The sequence below is a fragment of the Cellulomonas sp. McL0606 genome, from assembly GCF_058248365.1.
The window spans coordinates 2,117,273-2,135,223 of record NZ_CM177779.1; the positions used below are offsets into that span (position 1 = coordinate 2,117,273).

The 17,951-nt window shown below is 72.3% G+C and carries 10 protein-coding genes and 7 pseudogenes; 7 read left to right on the forward strand and 10 right to left on the reverse strand.

Translation table 11 applies throughout. The features are described from left to right. Positions 1 to 65: 65 nt before the first annotated feature. Positions 66 to 628: pseudogene (locus tag AC38ZX_RS10770) on the forward strand (dihydrofolate reductase family protein). A gap of 94 nt (positions 629 to 722) precedes the next feature. Here AC38ZX_RS10770 and AC38ZX_RS10775 read toward each other — a convergent pair. Continuing rightward, entirely contained in the window at positions 723 to 1,151 is a 429-nt protein-coding gene (locus AC38ZX_RS10775; RefSeq protein WP_426595817.1) for an iron chaperone, read from the reverse strand. Positions 1,152 to 1,221: 70 nt separating this feature from the next. After that, a pseudogene (locus AC38ZX_RS10780) lies at positions 1,222 to 3,583 on the reverse strand (ATP-binding cassette domain-containing protein). Here AC38ZX_RS10780 and AC38ZX_RS10785 point away from each other — a divergent pair. From AC38ZX_RS10785 to AC38ZX_RS10805, 5 genes and pseudogenes are all read left to right on the forward strand, one after another. Beyond that, positions 3,507 to 4,313: pseudogene (locus AC38ZX_RS10785) on the forward strand (LLM class flavin-dependent oxidoreductase); the annotation flags it as partial. The pseudogenes AC38ZX_RS10780 and AC38ZX_RS10785 sit on opposite strands and share 77 nt — an antisense overlap. Positions 4,314 to 4,686: 373 nt before the next feature. Beyond that, positions 4,687 to 5,330, forward strand: a pseudogene (locus tag AC38ZX_RS10790) (FAD-binding oxidoreductase). A gap of 2 nt (positions 5,331 to 5,332) precedes the next feature. Next, on the forward strand, positions 5,333 to 5,944 hold the full coding sequence (locus tag AC38ZX_RS10795) for a hypothetical protein (RefSeq protein WP_491294043.1): 612 nt from the start codon (positions 5,333 to 5,335) through the stop codon (positions 5,942 to 5,944). Beyond that, positions 5,941 to 6,423 (forward strand): heme-degrading domain-containing protein, encoded by a 483-nt coding sequence (locus AC38ZX_RS10800; RefSeq protein WP_426595823.1) that lies wholly within the window; start codon positions 5,941 to 5,943, stop codon positions 6,421 to 6,423. Before AC38ZX_RS10795 ends, AC38ZX_RS10800 begins: the two co-directional genes overlap by 4 nt. 78 nt (positions 6,424 to 6,501) lie before the next feature. Beyond that, complete coding sequence (locus AC38ZX_RS10805) at positions 6,502 to 7,020, forward strand: hypothetical protein (protein ID WP_491294044.1); 519 nt, start codon at positions 6,502 to 6,504, stop codon at positions 7,018 to 7,020. A gap of 27 nt (positions 7,021 to 7,047) precedes the next feature. Here AC38ZX_RS10805 and AC38ZX_RS10810 read toward each other — a convergent pair whose 3' ends face one another. Beyond that, positions 7,048 to 7,983 carry an aldo/keto reductase gene (locus tag AC38ZX_RS10810; protein WP_491297378.1) on the reverse strand — a complete coding sequence of 312 codons (936 nt, stop codon included), beginning with the start codon at positions 7,981 to 7,983 and terminating at the stop codon, positions 7,048 to 7,050. A gap of 172 nt (positions 7,984 to 8,155) precedes the next feature. Here AC38ZX_RS10810 and AC38ZX_RS10815 point away from each other — a divergent pair, with 172 nt between their 5' ends. Then, positions 8,156 to 8,500, forward strand: a complete 345-nt coding sequence (locus AC38ZX_RS10815; protein WP_028046368.1) for an RNA polymerase-binding protein RbpA — start codon at positions 8,156 to 8,158, stop codon at positions 8,498 to 8,500. An 18-nt stretch (positions 8,501 to 8,518) separates the two neighbouring features. On the opposite strand, the pseudogene AC38ZX_RS10820 reads toward AC38ZX_RS10815, so the two are convergent. The 7 genes and pseudogenes from AC38ZX_RS10820 to tatA all read right to left on the reverse strand — a co-directional run bounded on the left by AC38ZX_RS10820 (position 8,519) and on the right by tatA (position 17,901). Next, a pseudogene (locus tag AC38ZX_RS10820) lies at positions 8,519 to 9,290 on the reverse strand (polyprenol monophosphomannose synthase). Next, on the reverse strand, positions 9,287 to 10,852 hold the full coding sequence (gene lnt / locus AC38ZX_RS10825) for an apolipoprotein N-acyltransferase (RefSeq protein WP_491294046.1): 1,566 nt from the start codon (positions 10,850 to 10,852) through the stop codon (positions 9,287 to 9,289). The pseudogene AC38ZX_RS10820 and the gene lnt overlap by 4 nt, the downstream one beginning before the upstream one ends. A gap of 459 nt (positions 10,853 to 11,311) precedes the next feature. Next, positions 11,312 to 12,884: pseudogene (locus AC38ZX_RS10830) on the reverse strand (amidohydrolase). 80 nt (positions 12,885 to 12,964) lie between these two features. Next, positions 12,965 to 15,806, reverse strand: a pseudogene (locus AC38ZX_RS10835) (DEAD/DEAH box helicase). 51 nt (positions 15,807 to 15,857) lie between these two features. Continuing rightward, entirely contained in the window at positions 15,858 to 16,775 is a 918-nt protein-coding gene (locus tag AC38ZX_RS10840; protein ID WP_491294048.1) for a diacylglycerol/lipid kinase family protein, read from the reverse strand. Further along, positions 16,772 to 17,593 (reverse strand): twin-arginine translocase subunit TatC, encoded by an 822-nt coding sequence (tatC, locus tag AC38ZX_RS10845; RefSeq protein WP_491294050.1) that lies wholly within the window; start codon positions 17,591 to 17,593, stop codon positions 16,772 to 16,774. Before tatC ends, AC38ZX_RS10840 begins: the two co-directional genes overlap by 4 nt. 11 nt (positions 17,594 to 17,604) lie before the next feature. Further along, positions 17,605 to 17,901 carry a Sec-independent protein translocase subunit TatA gene (tatA, locus tag AC38ZX_RS10850; RefSeq protein WP_426595832.1) on the reverse strand — a complete coding sequence of 99 codons (297 nt, stop codon included), beginning with the start codon at positions 17,899 to 17,901 and terminating at the stop codon, positions 17,605 to 17,607. Positions 17,902 to 17,951 lie beyond the last annotated feature (50 nt).

Below are 17,951 nucleotides of genomic sequence, written 5' to 3' on the forward strand. Positions count from 1 at the left end.
GACGAAGCAGGTGCGTGCGCCTACCCGTCTGTACGCCGGATACCGACTCACGGGAGGCTGACGCCATGCGGAAGCTGACCTTTGCCATGAACGTGAGCCTGGACGGCTACATCGCCGCTCCCGGCGACGACCTCGGCTGGAGTACGCCGAGCGACGAGCTGTTCCAGTGGTGGTCCGACCGGGTGGGTTCGACGGGTCTGTCGCTGTATGGGCGCAAGCTTGGGAGACGATGAGCTCCCACTGGCCGATCGCCGACCAGCAACCTGGCGTCACACCCGCGGAGGTCGAGTTCGCCCACCGCTGGCGGGACATGCCGAAGGTGGTGTTCTCCTCGACGACCGGCACGGTCGACTGGAACGCCCGCCTGGTCACCGGCGACGCGGTCACCGAGATCAGCCGGCTCAAGGCTGAGGACGGCGGCCCCATGGACATCGGCGGCGCCACGCTCGCCGGCGCGGCCATGCGGGCCGGCCTGATCGACGAGTACGTGCTGGCCACCGCACCGGTGCTGGTGGGCGGCGGCACACCGTTCTTTACCGCCCTCGACAACTGGGTGAACCTGAACCTGGTGGAGACCCGGACGTTTCCCGACGGCGTGGTCCTCACCAGGTACGAGACCAAGCGCTGAGCGCCCGGCGCCGGATCGAGGCGATCGGCTCCTGACGGACAGGCACGGACGCCCCGGCCGCGCGGCGCCACGCGCGGTCGGGGGCGGGCCGCCACTAGGCCGTGGCCCGCTGGACCAGGGCGAGGATCCGCTTCTCGTCGGCAGCCGTCAGCGACGTCAGGGCGAACTCCGTCGGCCACATCGCGCCGTCGTCGAGCGCCGCCGAGTCGCTGAAGCCGAGCGTCGCGTAGCGGGCCTTGAACTTCGCCGCCGGCTTGAAGAAGAGGACGACCTTGCCGTCCTTGGCGTAGGCGGGCATGCCGTACCAGGTCTTCGGCGTCAGCTCGGGGGCCGCCTCGCCGACCAGGATGTGCAACCGCTCGGCCATCACGCGGTCGGCGTCCTCCATCTCGGCGATCTTGGCGAGCAGCTCGACCAGGCCGTCGCCCTTCTTGCCGCGCACCTCCTGAGCGCGCTCCTTCATGGCGTCGCGCTCTTCGTCCGTGAAGCCACCGGTCGTCGTGGCGGTCGTCGTGTTCGTCATCGTCGTCATCCTCTCGAGGTGTCGTCTCGATTGCTTGACGTTCCCCGGCCTCAGAACGTGACAGACGCCCTCAGGCGCCGACGTAGGCCGCCAGGTGTTCGCCCGTCAGCGTGGTGCGGTCCGCGACGAGGGCCGACGGGGTGCCCTCGAAGACGATCAGTCCGCCGTCGTGGCCGGCCCCCGGGCCGAGGTCGATGATCCAGTCGGCGTGCGCCATCACGGCCTGGTGGTGCTCGATGACGATGACGGACTTGCCCGCGTCGACGAGCCGGTCGAGCAGGCCGAGCAGGTTCTCGACGTCCGCCAGGTGCAGGCCCGTCGTCGGCTCGTCCAGGATGTAGACGTCGCCCTTCTCCCCCATGTGCGTCGCCAGCTTGAGGCGCTGCCGCTCCCCGCCGGACAGCGTCGGCAGCGGCTGGCCCAGCCGCAGGTAGCCGAGACCGACGTCGACCAGGCGGGCGAGGATCGTGTGCGCGGCCGGCGTCCTGGACTCCCCCGTGCGGAAGAACTCCTCGGCCTCCGTGACCGACATCGAGAGCACCTCGCTGATGTCCCGACCGCCCAGGTGGTACTCCAGCACCGAGGCGTCGAACCGCTTGCCCTCGCAGACCTCGCAGGTGGTCGCGACCGTCGCCATCGGCCCGAGGTCGGTGTAGATGACGCCCGCGCCGTTGCAGTTGGGGCAGGCGCCCTCGGAGTTGGCGCTGAACAGGGCGGGCTTGACGTTGTTGGCCTTGGCGAACGCCTTGCGGATGGGATCGAGCAGGCCGGTGTAGGTCGCGGGGTTGCTGCGGCGCGACCCCTTGATCGCACCCTGGTCGATCGACACGACTCCCCCGTCGGCCGGGATCGACCCGTGCACGAGCGAGCTCTTGCCGGAACCGGCGACGCCGGTGATGACGACCAGGACCCCGAGCGGGATGTCGACGTCGACGTCGCGCAGGTTGTTGGCCGTGGCGCCCCGGATCTCCAGCCTTCCCGACGACGACCGGACCGACCCCTTGAGCACCGAGCGGTCGTCGAGGTGGCGTCCCGTCAGCGTGCCGCTGGCCCGCAGGTCCTCGACCGTGCCCTCGAAGCAGATCGTGCCGCCCTCGGTGCCCGCGCCGGGACCCAGGTCGACCACGTGGTCGCCGATGACGATCGTCTCGGGTTTGTGCTCCACGACGAGGACGGTGTTGCCCTTGTCCCGCAGCGCCAGCAGCAGGGTGTTCATCCGCTGGATGTCGTGCGGGTGCAACCCGATCGTCGGCTCGTCGAACACGTACGTGACGTCGGTGAGCGACGAGCCCAGGTGCCGGATCATCTTGGTCCGCTGCGCCTCACCGCCGGAGAGCGTGCCGGCAGGGCGGTCGAGGGACAGGTACCCCAGACCGATGTCGACGAAGGAGTCGAGGATGTCCCCGAGCGCCGTGAGCAGGGGCGCGACCGACGGCTCGTCGAGTCCCCGGACCCACTCGGCCAGGTCGCTGATCTGCATCGCGCAGGCGTCCGCGATGTTGACGCCGCCGATCTTCGAGGACCGTGCGCCCGCGTTCAACCGGGTGCCGCCGCAGTCCGGGCACCTGGTGAACGTGACCGCGCGGTCGACGAACGCACGGATGTGCGGCTGCATGGCCTCCTTGTCCTTGGAGAGCATCGACTTCTCGATCCGTGGGATCAGGCCCTCGTAGGTCATGTTGATGCCGGCGATCTTCATGCGGACCGGCTCGTGGTGCAGGAAGTCCTGCAGCTCCTGCTCGGTGAAGTCGCGGATCGGCGTGGCCGGGTCGAAGAAGCCGGACTCCCTGTAGAGCCGCGTGTTCCAGCCCCCACCGGTGTAGCCGGGGATCGTGAGCGCGTCGTCATCGAGCGACTTGGAGTCGTCGTAGAGCTGGGTGAGGTCGATGCTCGTCGCGCTGCCCATGCCCTCGCACCGCGGGCACATGCCGCCCGTGACGGTGAAGCTGCGCCGCTCCTTGACGGTGGTGCCGCCGCGTTCCGTGGTGATCGCCCCGGCCCCGGACACCGACGCGACGTTGAACGAGAACGCCTGGGGCGAGCCGAGGTGCGGCTGACCGACGCGGCTGAACAGGATGCGCAGCAGCGCGTTCGCGTCCGTGGCGGTGCCGACGGTGGACCGCACGTTGGCGCCCATCCGCTCCTGGTCGACGATGATCGCGGTGGTGAGCCCGTCCAGGACGTCGACGTCGGGGCGGGCCAGGGTCGGCATGAAGCCCTGGACGAAGCTGCTGTACGTCTCGTTGATCATCCGCTGCGACTCGGCGGCGATGGTGCCGAAGACGAGCGAGCTCTTGCCCGAGCCCGAGACGCCGGTGAACACCGTCAGCCTGCGCTTGGGCAAGCTCGACGCTGATGTCCTTGAGGTTGTTCTCCCGCGCGCCCTGCACTCGGATCAGGTCATGGCTGTCGGCTAGCGTCACCTGCGAGATCTTGCCACGCCGGTGCGACTCGGGCCCGGCTCCCCCGCGCAGGATCGGCGCCTCGAACGCGATATGGTTGAACTCTCAATTACCTAGCGAGAGGGTGGGCGCGGTGCCCGACTACGGCCACGACCTGGTCTTCGGCAGCTTCCTGACGCCGTCGGCGAAGGACCCGCAGCGCGTCGTCGCGCTGGCGCGGACCGCCGAGCGGGTCGGCATCGACCTCGTGACGTTCCAGGACCACCCGTACCAGCCCGCGTTCCTCGACACGTGGACGCTCCTGTCGTGGGTGGCCGCCTCGACGTCGACGGTGCAGCTGTCCGGCAACGTGCTCAACCTGCCGCTGCGCCCGCCGGCCGTCCTGGCGCGCGCCGCGGCCAGCCTGGACCTGCTGTCGGGCGGTCGGCTGGCGCTCGGCCTCGGGGCGGGTGCCTTCTGGGACGCGATCGTCGCGATGGGCGCCCCACGGCGGACACCCGGCGAGGGCGTCACCGCGCTGGCCGAGGCCATCGGCATCATCCGGGGCGTCTGGGACGCCGACGAGCGCACGCCCCTGCGCGTCCACGGCGAGTTCCACTCGGTCGACGGCGCCAAGCGCGGACCGGCCCCCGCGCACGACATCCCGATCTGGCTCGGCGCGTACAAGCCGCGGATGCTGCGTCTGGTCGGCTCTGCGGCCGACGGGTGGCTCCCGAGCCAGGGCTATCTGCAGCCCGGCGACCTCTCCCGCGGCAACGTGACCATCGACGAGTCCGCGACGGCGGCGGGTCGCGACCCGCGCGAGATCCGTCGGCTGCTGAACCTCGGCGGCGGCCCCCAGGGATCGGTGGAGCAGTGGGTCGACCAGCTGCTGCCGCTCGCGCTCGAGGACGGGATCGCCACCTTCATCCTGGCCGGCGACGACGAACGGGCGCTCGCGGTCTTCGGGCAGGAGCTTCGCCCCGGCCCTGCGCGAGGCGGTCGCCGCCGAGCGTTCGACTGCCGGCACGACGACGGGTGCGGTTCGCCCTGCCGCCGCCCTGGCCAAGCGGCGTCCCCGGATCGACTACGACGGGCTGCCCGCGTCCCTCGTCGGCAAGGCCGTGGAGCCCGGCGACCGGGAGTACGGGCGCGTGCGCTCGACCTACGTCTACTCGGGCTCCCCCGGGCTCGTCATCCGCGCCACCTCGGCGCAGGACGTCAGCGATGCGCTGGCGTTCGCCCGCGCCCAGGACGTGCCGCTCGCGGTCCGCAGCGGCGGGCACGGGATCAGCGGTCGGTCCACCAACGACGGCGGCATCGTGATCGACGTCGGCGGGCTCGACGCGGTCGAGGTGCTGGACCACGAGCGCGGGCTCGTCCGGCTCGGCGCGGGCGCGCGCTGGGGCGACGTCGCGGCCGCCCTCACGCCGCACGGCCTGGCGATCAGCCCGGTGACTACGGAGACGTCGGCGTCGGCGGCCTGGTCACCGCCGGCGGGCAGGGCTTCCTCGCGCGGTCGTACGGGCTGACGCTCGACCACGTCGTGGCGGCCGAGCTGGTCCTGGCCGACGGGCGGCTCGTGCGTACCGACGCCGAGCACGAGCCCGACCTGCTCTGGGCGGTGCGCGGCGCGGGCGCGAACTTCGGCATCCTCACGGCGGTGGAGATCGAGGCCGCGCACGTCGGCGACGTGGTCTACGCGACGATCGTCTACGACGCGTCGGACACGGCGTCGTTCATCGAGTCGTGGGCCGCCCTGGTCGAGGAGTCGCCGCGCGAGCTCGCAGCTTCCTGACCATGATCCCCGCCAACGGGCAGAACCCGCCGATCGGCTACACGATCATCGTCTGGGCCGACGACGACACGCAGAGCGCCATCCTCTGGCTCGAGCGCTTCCTCGACCTCGCGCCTGTGCTGCAGCAGCAGGCCCAGCTGGTGCCCTACGCGGCAGCGGTCGCGCCGCACCACGGCGAGCACACCGGAGGCCCGGACTACGCGGCGCGCGGCGGGCTGATCGAGCACGTGACGCCCGAGCTGGCGCAGCTTCTGGGCGACCTGGTGATGTCCGGCGTGTCCGACATGGTGCAGCTGCGCGCGGTCGGCGGCGCCGTCAACGACCTGGACCCGATGGCCACGGCGTACGCGCACCGGACCCAGGCCTTCTCGCTGTCGGCGTCCACGCGCGCAAGCCGGCGGGCCCAGATCGACGCGTGGTGGGGCCGCCTCGCCCCGCACCTGGACGGCGTCTACCTCAGCTTCGAGACGAACCAGTCCCCCGACCGGATCGCCGAGGCGTTCCCGCCCGAGACGCTCGCGAGGATCGCCCGGCTCAAGGCCGTCTACGACCCCGGGCACGTGTTCGACCAGAACTTCGGGGTGGCGCCCGTCGGTGCGACGATGTCGTCATGAGTGCCGACGACGTCACCGAGATCCAGCGCACCATCGCAGCCATCGAGCAGCAGGAACGCGACCTGGTGTTCACCACGTTCACGCACGACGACGCGTGGCGGCTCGGATGCCTGCTGGTGGAGCTGGGTCAGGAGCGCGACCTGCCGATCACGGTGGACATCCAGCACGGGACGCAGCAGGTGTTCCACGCCGCACGGGCCGGAACCACCGCCGACAACGACACGTGGGTCGCCCGCAAGGTCCGCGTGGTGTGGAGGTTCGGGGCGCCGTCCTACCTGGTCGGTCTGCGGGCGAAGGTCAGGGGCACCACGTTCAACGAGCAGCACGACCTGCCCCTGCGGGAGTTCGCCGCGCACGGCGGTGCGTTCCCCGTCCGGGTGCGCGACGTCGGCGTCGTCGGCGTGGTGACGGTCTCGGGCTTGCCGCAGGCGGACGATCACGCACTGGTCGTCGAGGCACTGACCGCCCACCTGGCCTGAGCCGACCACAGCCCCGGGGCGCCGCGTCGACGCCGAGGACGTCCGTCTCGCGCTGGTGCGCGCCGTCAGCCTGGAGGCATGACGGCGAACGACAACGACGACGACTGGTGGGACCTCGACTGGGAGGTCCAACGTCAGGCCGGACGCAGCGCGTGGGAGGCGCTCGACTGGGCGGACGACGGTCCCGACGACGACCTGCCACCGCCCCCGGGCGGCCCGCTGCGGACCCCCGACGACGCGCTCCAGCTGCTTCTCGGCCTCGTCGGGTACGAACGCTCGGGTGAGCCGGCGCTCTGGTTCGTGCTGGTCGATGCCGACGGGGTCACCCTCCCGGTCGCCCTGCCGATCTCCGACATCCCCCAGCGCGCCGACCCGGAGGTCGTCGAGGGCGTCCTTCGGCTCCTGCGAGACGTCCTGGCCGAGCACGGGCCGGGCGGGTCCGTGCTCGTCGGGCTCGTCCGGGCGGCCGGCGGCGACCGCGGCATGTTCGAGTCGTCCTGGGCGCGGTCGCTGCGCGAGGGCGCGGACGAGGCCGGTGTGCACGTGTGGGGCATCGCCGCGATCGGCGCGCGGCGTGCGCGGATGCTCGAGTGGTGAGCACCGCTGCCGACGCCGGCGGCTCGGTCAGCCGACGGGGCCCGGCGAGGCGTCGTCGATCGCCGCGAGCTGGTCGAGCGTGGGCTCCCACAGGATCGACGCGACGTTCGCACGCAGCTGCTCGGGCGTCCGGGCACCGGCGATGACCGTGGCGACGGCGGGCTGGGCGGCCAACCCACCGAGCGCGAGCGTCGGCAGGTCGATCCCCCACTCCTGCGCCAGCGCGCTCAACGCGTCGATCCGGTCGAAGTCGGCGCGTGCGAGGCGGTCGGGCCAACGGGCGAGCCGCGACCCGTCGGGGGCGCCCTCGTCGCGCCGGTACTTGCCGGTGAGCAACCCGGAGGCGAGCGGAACGAACGGGATGAGCCCGACGCCCACCTGCTCGAGCGCGGGCACCAGCTCGGCCTCCGCGCCCCGGTCCAGCAGGTTGTACCGGTTCTGCGCCGAGACGAACGCCGTGGCGCCGGCCGTACGGGCGCTCCAGTCGGCGTCGACCACCTGCCACGCGGCGAAGTTGGAGGAGCCGAGCGAGAGGACCTTGCCCTCGGCGACCAGCTCGTGCAGCGCGGCCAGCGTCTCCTCGATCGGGGTCAGCGGATCGGGTGTGTGCATCTGGTACAGGTCGATCCGGTCGGTGCCCAACCGTCGCAGCGACGCCTCGACGGCGGACCGCACGTACGCGCGAGACCCAGGCGCCACGCCCTCGGGCGCGCCGAGCGCGAACTTGGTCGCCAGCACGACCTCGTCGCGGTGGGCACCGAGCGCGGCGCCCAACAGCTCCTCGCTCTGCCCGAACGTCCCGCCGTAGGCGTCGGCCGTGTCGAAGAACGTGACGCCGGCCTCCAGCGCCGCGGACACCAGCGCGGGGACCCCGTCAGGCGCGAGGGTCGCGCCGAACGTGTTGCAGCCGACACCGGCGACCGACACGTTCGGACCCTTGTCGCCGAGCTTCCGGAACGTCATCTGCCTGGTGGGTGCCTGGAAAGTCACGGTGCGACCTTAAGCCTCTCCGCCACATGCTGACCGCGTTCACCATCCCTTCACCTGGACCTGGAACACTGGAGGGGCCCCCACCGTTGGAACCGGTGGAAGTTCATACTCTCGACGGCCGTACAACGGCACGGAGGATCCCAAGATGGCAAACCGGTCCCTGCGTGGCATGCGCATCGGGTCCCACAGCATGGAGACGGAAGACGGCGTCGAGTTCGCGCCCCGCCTCCAGGCTCACTACGACTGCCCCAACGGGCACACGATCATTCTGCCGTTCTCGGTCGAGGCCGACGTCCCGGTGGTGTGGGAGTGCCGGTGCGGCGAGGAAGCTTTGCTCCGCGACGCGTCGCGACCCGAGGTGAAGGCCGGCAAGCCCCCGCGTACGCACTGGGACATGCTGCTCGAGCGTCGCACGGTCGGCGAGCTCCAGGAGCTGCTGGACGAGCGGCTCGACCTGCTCCGCTCGGGCAAGCTGCGCCGCAGCGCCTGACGCGCCGTTCGTACGGGCTCAGCCCGTCGTTCGTCGGAACGCTCCCGCCACACGGCGGGAGCGTTCTGCTATCCCCCACCGGGTCACGCTCATCAGGGCCTCGACCACGATCGCCCGGCTCATCTTCGACGTCCCGAGCTCACGCTCGACGAACGTGATGGGCACCTCGACCACACGCGCACCCAGCCGCACCGCCCGCCACGCCATGTCGACCTGGAAGCAGTAGCCCTGCGACGCGATGTCGTCGAGCTCGAGGTCCCGCAGGAGCGTGGCACGGTAGGCGCGGAAGCCGCCCGTGGCATCGCGGAGCGGGATGCCGAGCACGATCCGCGTGTACGTGTTGGCGCCGCGGGACAGGACGTGCCGGCTCATCGGCCAGTTCAGCACGGTCCCCCCGGGCACCCAGCGGGAACCGAGGACCAGGTCGGCATCCTCGAGCGCGCCGAGGAGCGTGGGCAGGTCCTGGGCGCGGTGCGACCCGTCGGCGTCCATCTCGACGACGACGTCGTAGGACCGCTCGAGCGCCCAGTGGAAGCCCGCGATGTACGCGGTCCCGAGTCCGCTTGCCCTCCCGGTGCAGCACGTGGATGCGCCCGTGCGCAGAGTCGACGGCCACCTGCTCGGCGATCTTCTCGGCCAGCTCGCCGGTCCCGTCGGGTGAGCCGTCGTCGACGACCAGGACGTCCGCGTGCGGCACGTGGGTGCGCAGCCGGTCGAGCGCGATCGGCAGGTTCTCGCGCTCGTTGTAGGTGGGGACGACGACGAGCACCCGTCCGACGGAACCGGTCATGCGGCGGTACCTCTCCGGTCCTGGCGGCGCAGGCCGCGGGCGCCGGCGATCCCGGCGGCGACCATGACGACCGCCAGGGCGTCGAAGGCCCACGCGGGCCACGAGCGGAGCCTGGTGGCCAGCGTCTGGGAGTCGCGCAGCGGCAACGTCGCCACCATCTGCGCGGCGGTGAACAAGTCGGTGTCCTGCGAGACGACGCCGTTCGGCTCGATCACGGCGCTCACCCCGACGGTCGAGATCTGGACCGTGGCGCGGCCGTGCTCGATCGCCCGCATCCGGCTCATGGCCAGCTGCTGGGTGGACTCGTCCGAGACGCCGAAGGAGGCGTTGTTCGTCTGCACCACCAGCACCTCACCCCCTGCCCTGACGGCGTCGCGGACGATCGCGTCGTACGCGACCTCGAAGCAGATGACATCGCCGATCCCCACCGTGCGGCCCAGCCGATCGGACTGCAGCGGGATGTACCCCGGTTTGTCGCCGGGCAGCATATCGCGCGTGACCAGGTCGACCGCTGACGAGAACGGCCGGACGAGCGAGCGCAGCGGGATGTACTCCGCGAACGGCGCAGGGTGCTGCTTGGAGTAGGTGGCGGTGACGCCCACGCCGGGTTCCCAGAGCACGGCCGTGTTGTACCGGCCGCCGCTGGGCGGGTACTGCACGGTGCCGACGAGCATGGGGGCGTCGACCGCCTTCGCTGCGTCGTCGATGAGCTTGGCGGCCTTCGCGTCGACCTGCGGGTCGATGTCCGTACCGTTCTCCGGCCACAGCACCAGGTCCAGGTCGCCGGGGGCCACCTGGTCGAGCAGCGCGTGCGTGCCCGCGATGTGGTTGTCGAGGACCGCCTCCCGCTGCCCGAACGCGTCGAGCCCGGTGCCCGGGACGTTGCCCTGGACCGCGCCGACCTCGAGCGTGCCCTGCTCGGCCTGGGTGTCCAGCGGGACGAGCAGCCCCACGACGACGATCACGGCGACCGTGGCGACCGCGACGCCGAGCCGTACCAGCCGCAGCCGCCGTGCCGCGAGCCAGATGCGCGCGAACAGCACCCCGACGGCCACGACGATCCCGCTCAGCAGCGGGGTCCCCCCGAGGGAGGCGAACGCGGCCAGGGGCGAGTCGGCCTGCGAGAACGCGAGCCGGCCCCACGGGAACCCGCCGAACGGCCACGTCGAGCGCAGCTCCTCGGCAGCGACCCACAGGACGGAGAACACGACGACCTGCAGGCCGGCGCTGCGCCAGACCGCCTGCCCGCGCCGCGCCCAGGACCAGGCCGCGCCGAACAGGGCGACGTAGGACGCCTCGAGCGTGGACAGGGCCAGCCAGGGCACCTGCCCGACGGCGTCACCGGTCCAGCTGATGAGCGGGACGAAGAACGCGAAGCCCCATACGAGCCCGACCAGGGCGTTCCAGCGCGCGCTGTCGCGGCGCATCGCGAGGTAGAGCAGGGCGATCCCGAGGAAGACGGTCCCCCACCAGCCGGGTGCGGGGAAGGCGAGCCGGGTCAGGTAGCCACCGGCCACCGCCAGAACGAGGGTCCACCAGCGGGCGGGTTCACGGGCGGGCACCCCAGGAGAGTACGGCAGCGTCCCTGGAAGAATGCTGAACGTCCTCGGCTTGGCGCATCCCAGGCGCCGACCGACCGGCCCGCGTGTCCTTCGTACCGGTCGGCGTGCAGGCGCACGGACCGTTGTCTACTGAACACGCGGGCCCGGTCGGAGCCCTAGCTTCCCACCATCGCCCCCCATGGCCCGACGTCTTCGTGGGCATGTCGCTCCGGTGGATCCCCTGAAACCTACCCAGTTCCCAGGGTGTGTCAAGGCCGCGTCGGCGCAGGTGAGAGCCGTACCCGCAGGTCATCTCTGCACCGTCCGTACGGTCTGTACCCTTCGGTTCGGCGTGTCGGTCCGCGTGTCGCGTGATCGGGCGGAATCGGACGGCACCTCCGGATCGGCCCCCCGGCGTTTTTCACCCGGTCAGGTGTCCAGGTTGCTCGGCGTGTCTCGGCCCGCGCGTCCGGACCGGTCTCAGAACGTATCGTGCAGGACCGTCGACCCGCGGACCGTCCGCAGGCACTGGGGCAGCGGAGCGTCCGGCGACATGTCCGGCAGGAGCGGGATGCCCGCGCGTGCATCGGTGCTCCACGACGAGAAGCGGCCGTCCGCGGCCTGCACCGTGAGGTGCTCGGCCCGCCACACGGCCAGGTGGGCCGGCGACCCGACGCGCAGCTCCCCCGCCCCCGTGTGGTCCAGTCCCGCGAGCCGCCAGCCGCCGCGGGTGGACGCCCGGAAGGCGGCCCGCGCCGAGATCCGCTGGTCGGCCGACCGGTGCTGCACGGCGGCCCGGACGGCGGCCCACGGCGAGACGGGGGTGACCGGCGAGTCGGAGCCGAAGGCCAGCGGGATCCCTGCCGCGGCCAGGTCGGCGAGGGGGTTGAGCGCGGCCGCGCGCCCGGCTCCCAGCCGGGCGGCGTACATGCCGTCCGGGCCGCCCCAGGCTGCGTCGAAACCCGGTTGGACGCTCAGCTGGATGCCCAGCAGGACGAACGCCGCCAGGGTCGGGGCGTCGACGAGCTCGGCGTGCTCGAGCCGGTGCCCGCGGCGTGCGACCGCCTCGACACCCTCGACGTCCACGGCTGCCCGCAGCCCGATGAGCAGCTCGTCCATGGCGCGGTCGCCGATCACGTGGAACCCGCCCTGCACGCCGGCGCGCGTGACGGCGGTCAGGTGGTTGCACACCTGTTCCGCGGTCAGGTGCAGCGAGCCGGACGTGTCGGGGGCGTCGGCGTACGGCGAACGCAGCGCGGCGGTCCGAGAGCCGAGGGACCCGTCGATGTTCAGGTCCCCGCCGATCCCGGTGAGGCCCGGGATCGCCGCGAGGATCTCTCGTGCGTCGTCGACCGTCACGCACTGCTCGCCGCGGTACGCGACGAGGTGCGGCAGACCGCTCGCCTCGTCCGCGGTGAGCGAGCAGCTCGAGCAGACCCTCGCGCGTGTCGATGTAGGGCGCCGACTGCTCGTGCACCGAGGCGACCCCACGGGCGGCCGCGTGCTGCAGCGCCTCCCGGTACAGCCGGGTCCGGCGGGCCGGGTCGACCGTTCGTGCCGCCTCCCGGGCGGCATGGTGCGCGTCGCGCTCGACGCGGCCGTCGAACCGCCAGCCCGGCAGCACGTCCAGCCCCGCGTTCGCCGTCAGGGCGCTCGAGACGACCGCCGAGTGCACGTCGACCCGCGCCAGGTACACCGGCGCTCCCCCGGCCGCGGCGTCCAGCTCCTCACGGGTGGGCGGCCTGCCCTCGGGCCAGTCCTGCTCGTCCCAGCCGAACCCGAGCAGCGGGCTGTCCTGCGCACCCACCGGGCGCCCCTGCGCGGCGCGGTGGACGGCGTCGAGGGCGTCGGCGAGCGAGTGCACTCCCCCCGCGGCGGACAGGTCGATGCTCTCGAGCGCGAGGCCCGTCTCCAGCACGTGCACGTGCGCGTCGACGAAGGCCGGGGCGACGAGGGCGCCCTCGAGGTCGATCACCTCGTCGGCCCGGGCCGCGAGCCCGTCGGCCGTGTCGTCCGCCCCGAGCCAGGCCACGACACCGTCCTCGACGAGCAGCGCCTCGGCGAACGGGTCGGCGGACGTGTGGACCGCGCCGTGGCGGTAGAGGGTCGAGCTGACACGGGCACGATAGAGCCCTAGACCGACGAGTACGCGACCACTCCGCGCCGGAGCGCCTCCACGGCCTTGCGCGCGGTGTCCCGGACCCGGTCGGTGGGCGCCGCCTGCGAGATCTGGTCGAGCACGTCGATGACCTGCTTGCACCAGCGCACGAAGTCGCCGGCGGACAGCTCCTTGCCCTTGAGCACGGCGTCCAGGCTGCGTCCGGCCGCCCACCGGTGCACGGCCTCGACCAGGCCGGTGTCGAGCGGCTGGGTCGTCTCGACCTTGTGCGCCGCCTCGAGGTCGTCGAGCTCCGACCACGCCCGGACGGTCGCGTCGAGCGCCACCCCGAGCCTGCTCGCGGGCCCGCCGGGCACGTGCGGCTCGCCCTGGTCGTCGCGCCGCGACCGGTACACCAGCGCGGACACGGCGGCCGCGAGCCCCGGCGCGTCGAGCTCGTCGAAGACGCCGCGGCGCAGGCACTCCGCCAGCAGGAGGTCGTTCTCGGCGTAGATCCGACGCAGCCAGCGGCCCTCCGCGGTGACCTCGAGGGTCCCGCGGCCGCCCTCGTCGGACTGCGACAGGTAGCCCAGGCCGAGCAGGACGTCGCAGATGCGGTCGAACACGGCTGCGATCGAGCCCGTGCGGCCCGCGATCCGGGCGACGAGCGCGTCGTGCTCGTCGGACAGGCGCGCCCAGCGCTCGGCCCAGCGCATGTGGTCCTCGCGGTCCGGGCACCCGTGGCACGGGTGCGCGCGCATCCTGCGGCGCAGCTCGGCGATCTCGGCGTCGTCGGTGGCGGCTGTGCGTCGTGTCGGCCGGACCTTGCCCTTGCCCTTGCCCGAGGTGTGCGCGTGGCCACCGTCGCTCACGGCCGTGCGGAGCTGCGCCGCGAGGTCGCGACGAGCCGCCGGGACGCGCGCGGTGAAGCCCTTGGGCACGCGCAGGAACCCGACGGTCCGCGCGCCGGTGCCGACGTCCGCCACGGTGAGCTTGCGGACCTGCCGGTCGACCGTCAGCACGGTCGGCTTGGGTCCGTCGAACCCGGCCTCACCGCCGGGGTCGATGACCAGCACGTGCCCGGAGCGACGACCGACCGGGATCTCGAGCACGTCGCCGGGCCGCAGACCCTCGAGCGTCCGGGCCACCTCGGCCCGCCGTGCGGATGCCTGGGCGCGCGTGAGGTCCTTCTCGCGGGCGGTGATCTGACGGCGGAGCGACGCGTACTCCGTGAAGTCGCCCTGGTGGCACTCCATGGCCTTGGCGTACCCGTCCAGCGCCTCCGTGTGGGCCTGGGCCTGCCGCGCCAGGCCGACGACGCCCCGGTCGGCCTGGAACTGCGCGAACGACGTCTCCAGGACCTCGCGGGCACGGTCGCGGCCCACCTGGGCGACCAGGTTGACGGCCATGTTGTACGTCGGGCGGAAGCTGGACTTGAGGGGGTACAGGCGCTTGGACGCCAGGCCGGCCAGCTGCACCGGGTCGAGCCCGGAGTGCGCGACGACGACCGCGTGACCTTCCGTGTCAATGCCGCGCCGGCCGGCGCGGCCGGTCAGCTGCGTGTACTCCCCCGGCGTCACGTCGACGTGGTTGGAGCCGTCCCACTTGACCAGCTTCTCCAGCACCACCGACCGCGCGGGCATGTTGATGCCGAGCGCCAGCGTCTCGGTGGCGAACACGACCTTGACCAGGCCCTGCGAGAACAGGTCCTCGACGGTCTCCTTGAACAGCGGCAGCATCCCGGCGTGGTGCGCGGCCACGCCGCGGCTCAGCGCCTCTGCGAACTCCCAGTACCCGAGGACGGGCAGGTCCTCGGGAGGCACCGCGGCGCACTTCTCCTCCACGATCATCCGGATGCGCGCCGCCTCGGCCGGCGTGGTCAGGCGGACGCCGGCCGCGAGGCACTGCTGCACGGCCCCCTGGCAGCCCGCCCTCGAGAAGATGAACACGATCGCGGGCAGGAGGCCGTCCGCCTCCAGGGCGTCGACGACGGCGAACCGCGGGGTGGGACGGCCGCCTCCGGGGCGGCTGGGCCGGTGCGCCTGCCTGCCCTTGTGCCCCGGCCCGCGACGGCCGATCGGCTCCTCCTCGCGGTTGCTGCGGCGCAGGAGGTGGCTGAGGTCCGGGTTGATCGGGGGGTCGACGCCGGGGTCGGTCGGGTCGACGTGGCCGGCGTACAGGTCGAGGAGCTCGCCTCGTACAAGCACGTGCTGGCCGAGCGGCACGGGCCGGTGCTCGCTGACGACGACGGTCGTGTCACCCCGGACGGTGGCCAGCCAGTCGCCGAACTCCTCGGCGTTGGAGACGGTGGCCGACAGGGACACCAGCTGGACGTCGTCGGTGAGGTGGATGATCACCTCCTCCCAGACCGGGCCACGGAACCGGTCGGCGAGGTAGTGCACCTCGTCCATGACCACGAACCCCAGGCCCTGGAGGGTGGACGAGCCCGCGTACAGCATGTTGCGGAGCACCTCGGTCGTCATCACGACGACGGGGGCGTCGCCGTTGATCGTGGTGTCGCCGGTGAGCAGACCGACCTTCTCGGCGCCGTAGCGGCGGACCAGGTCCCCGTACTTCTGGTTCGACAGCGCCTTGATCGGCGTCGTGTAGAACGCCTTGCGGCCCGACTCCAGCGCCAGGTGCACCGCGAACTCGCCCACCACCGTCTTGCCCGCCCCGGTGGGCGCCGCGACCAGCACGCCGCTGCCGCGTTCGAGCGCGAGGCAGGCGTCGATCTGGAACTCGTCGAGGGGGAAGCGGCAGCTCCCGGAACCGGGACAGCTCGGTGCGCTCCACCTCGGCCCGGCGCCGCGACGCCGCGTAGCGCTCGGCCGGAGAAGGTTCAGCGGACGGGGTCGACTTCCGAGTGCGGGCCACCACACGCACACCCTAGGCACACGTGGCGCCGCGCAGGCTCCGGCGCGCGCGTCAGCACAGGACGGACAGGGCCCCGGGCTCGACGGTGACGCGCAGGGGCAGCGGACCGACGCGCTCACCGTCGGCGAACGCGGCCGGCGGCAGGCCGCCGAGGTCGGTCAGCGGCTCGATGAGGACGGAGGTGCTGCGGAAGACGTCCACGGAGGGGTGGGCCACGTGCTTGCCGCCGTAGATGCCGGGGAAGATCTTCACCACGCCGGTCTTGCTGAACGGTCCGGCGACGACCACGTCCAGGAGGCCGTCGTCGACCACGGCATCGGGTGCGATCTTGAGGCCGCCGCCGATCCAGGGCACGTTCGCGACGGCGACGAGCGTGCCGGTCGACTCCCAGACCTGGTCGTCCATCGTGACGCGGTAGCCGTACGGCTCGAACCGCGGCAGCTCGGCCAGCAGCGCTCGCACGTAGCGGCCCGACCCCTTGGGCCAGGTCATCTCGTTGGCCCGGGCGTTGATCGCGGCGTCGAACCCGCAGGACAGCACGCCGAGGAACCACTCGTGGGCGGCCGTCCCGGGCGGGCCGACCCGGACCGCGTCCACGCGCCGCGGGCCTGCGGCGAGACCGTGCTCGATGACCGCGACGCCGGCGTCGACGTCGCCGGGCTTCGGCAGGCCGAGCGTGCGGGCGATGTCGTTGCCGGTGCCCGCCGCGACGATGCCCAGCGGCAGGTGGGTCTCCGCGACGACGTTGACGCCGAGGTGGACCATCCCGTCACCGCCGACGACCACCAACGCGTCGAGCCCGTCGAGGACGGCGGCCCGGGCGCGGTCGGTGGCCAGCGCGAGCGAGGCCGCCGACAGGTCCTGCACCTCGTGCCCGCGGGCCCGCAGCAGCTCGTGCGTCCGTCGTCCGGCGGCCGTCCCGCGGCCCTTGCCGGCGGTGGGGTTCACCACGACGCCGAGCCGGGTCACGCCGAGCCCTCCGGCGGGTCGCCCGGCAGGTAGCCGTCCAGCGTCGGCAGCCCGGCGGCGAGCCGCGCGCGGTTGACGCGCCGGTCGTGCAGCTCGCAGACGAAGAGCGCGATGAAGTACAGGCCGCAGATCGGCAGCGCGACCATGAGCATGGTGATCGCGTCGGGCGTTGGGGTCATCACCGCCGCGAAGACGAACGCGATCATCACGGCCCAGCGCCAGCTGCGCCGCCAGAACGCCGCGGTGCCGATGCCGGCGAAGTTCAGGGCGACCATGATGACCGGCAGGAGGAACGCCAGGCCGAAGGCCAGCATCAGGCGCATCACGAACCCCAGGTACACCTGGGCGTCGATGAAGTTCGCCGCTCCCTTCGGAGTGAACCCGGTGAGCAGCCGCACGGCGTTGGGCAGCGCCCACCAGGCGAGGTAGGCGCCGAGGAGGAACAACGGCACGGCGGCGCCGACGAACCCGAACGCGTACCCCCGCTCCTTGCGGGTCAGGCCCGGCGTGATGAACGCCCAGAGCTGGTAGATCCACCACGGGCTGGAGATCAGGACGCCGAGGAAGAACGAGACCTTGATCTGCATGTCGAACGAGGCGGCCAGGCCGGGGAAGTTCAGGGTGATCAGGGCGTCGCGGGACTTCGCGACGTCGAGGATCGGACGTTGCAGCGCCTGGAACACCGGCGTGTACAGGAACCAGCCGGCGATCGCTCCGACCAGGATGCCCAGCCCGGCGAGGAACACCCGGTGGCGGAGCCTCGACCAGGTGGGCCCGCAGCGGCATCCGGCCGCCGGGTTCGTCCCCGCGGCGGTCACTCACGTGCGGGTCAGGCCTTCGGCGGGGTGGAGCCCTCGGTCGGCTCGGGCCGGTCCGGGCTCGGCACGACCGGTTGCTGCACCACGACCGGTGGCGGGGTCGCGATCGTGTTCTGCGCGTTCGGCGGGGTGTTGGGCGTCGCGTCCGTCGTCGGCTCGTCGTCGCGCAGGTCCTTGACCTCGGACTTGAAGATCTTCAACGACTGGCCGACGCTCTTGGCGACGTCCGGGAGCCGCTTCGCCCCGAAGAGGACGATCACGATGATGAGCAGCAGGACGATGTGCCAGCCTTCGAAGATGCCCCTCATGGCACACACCCTCCCTCGCCGAGTCGATGACCGTCCGATCCTACCCGCGG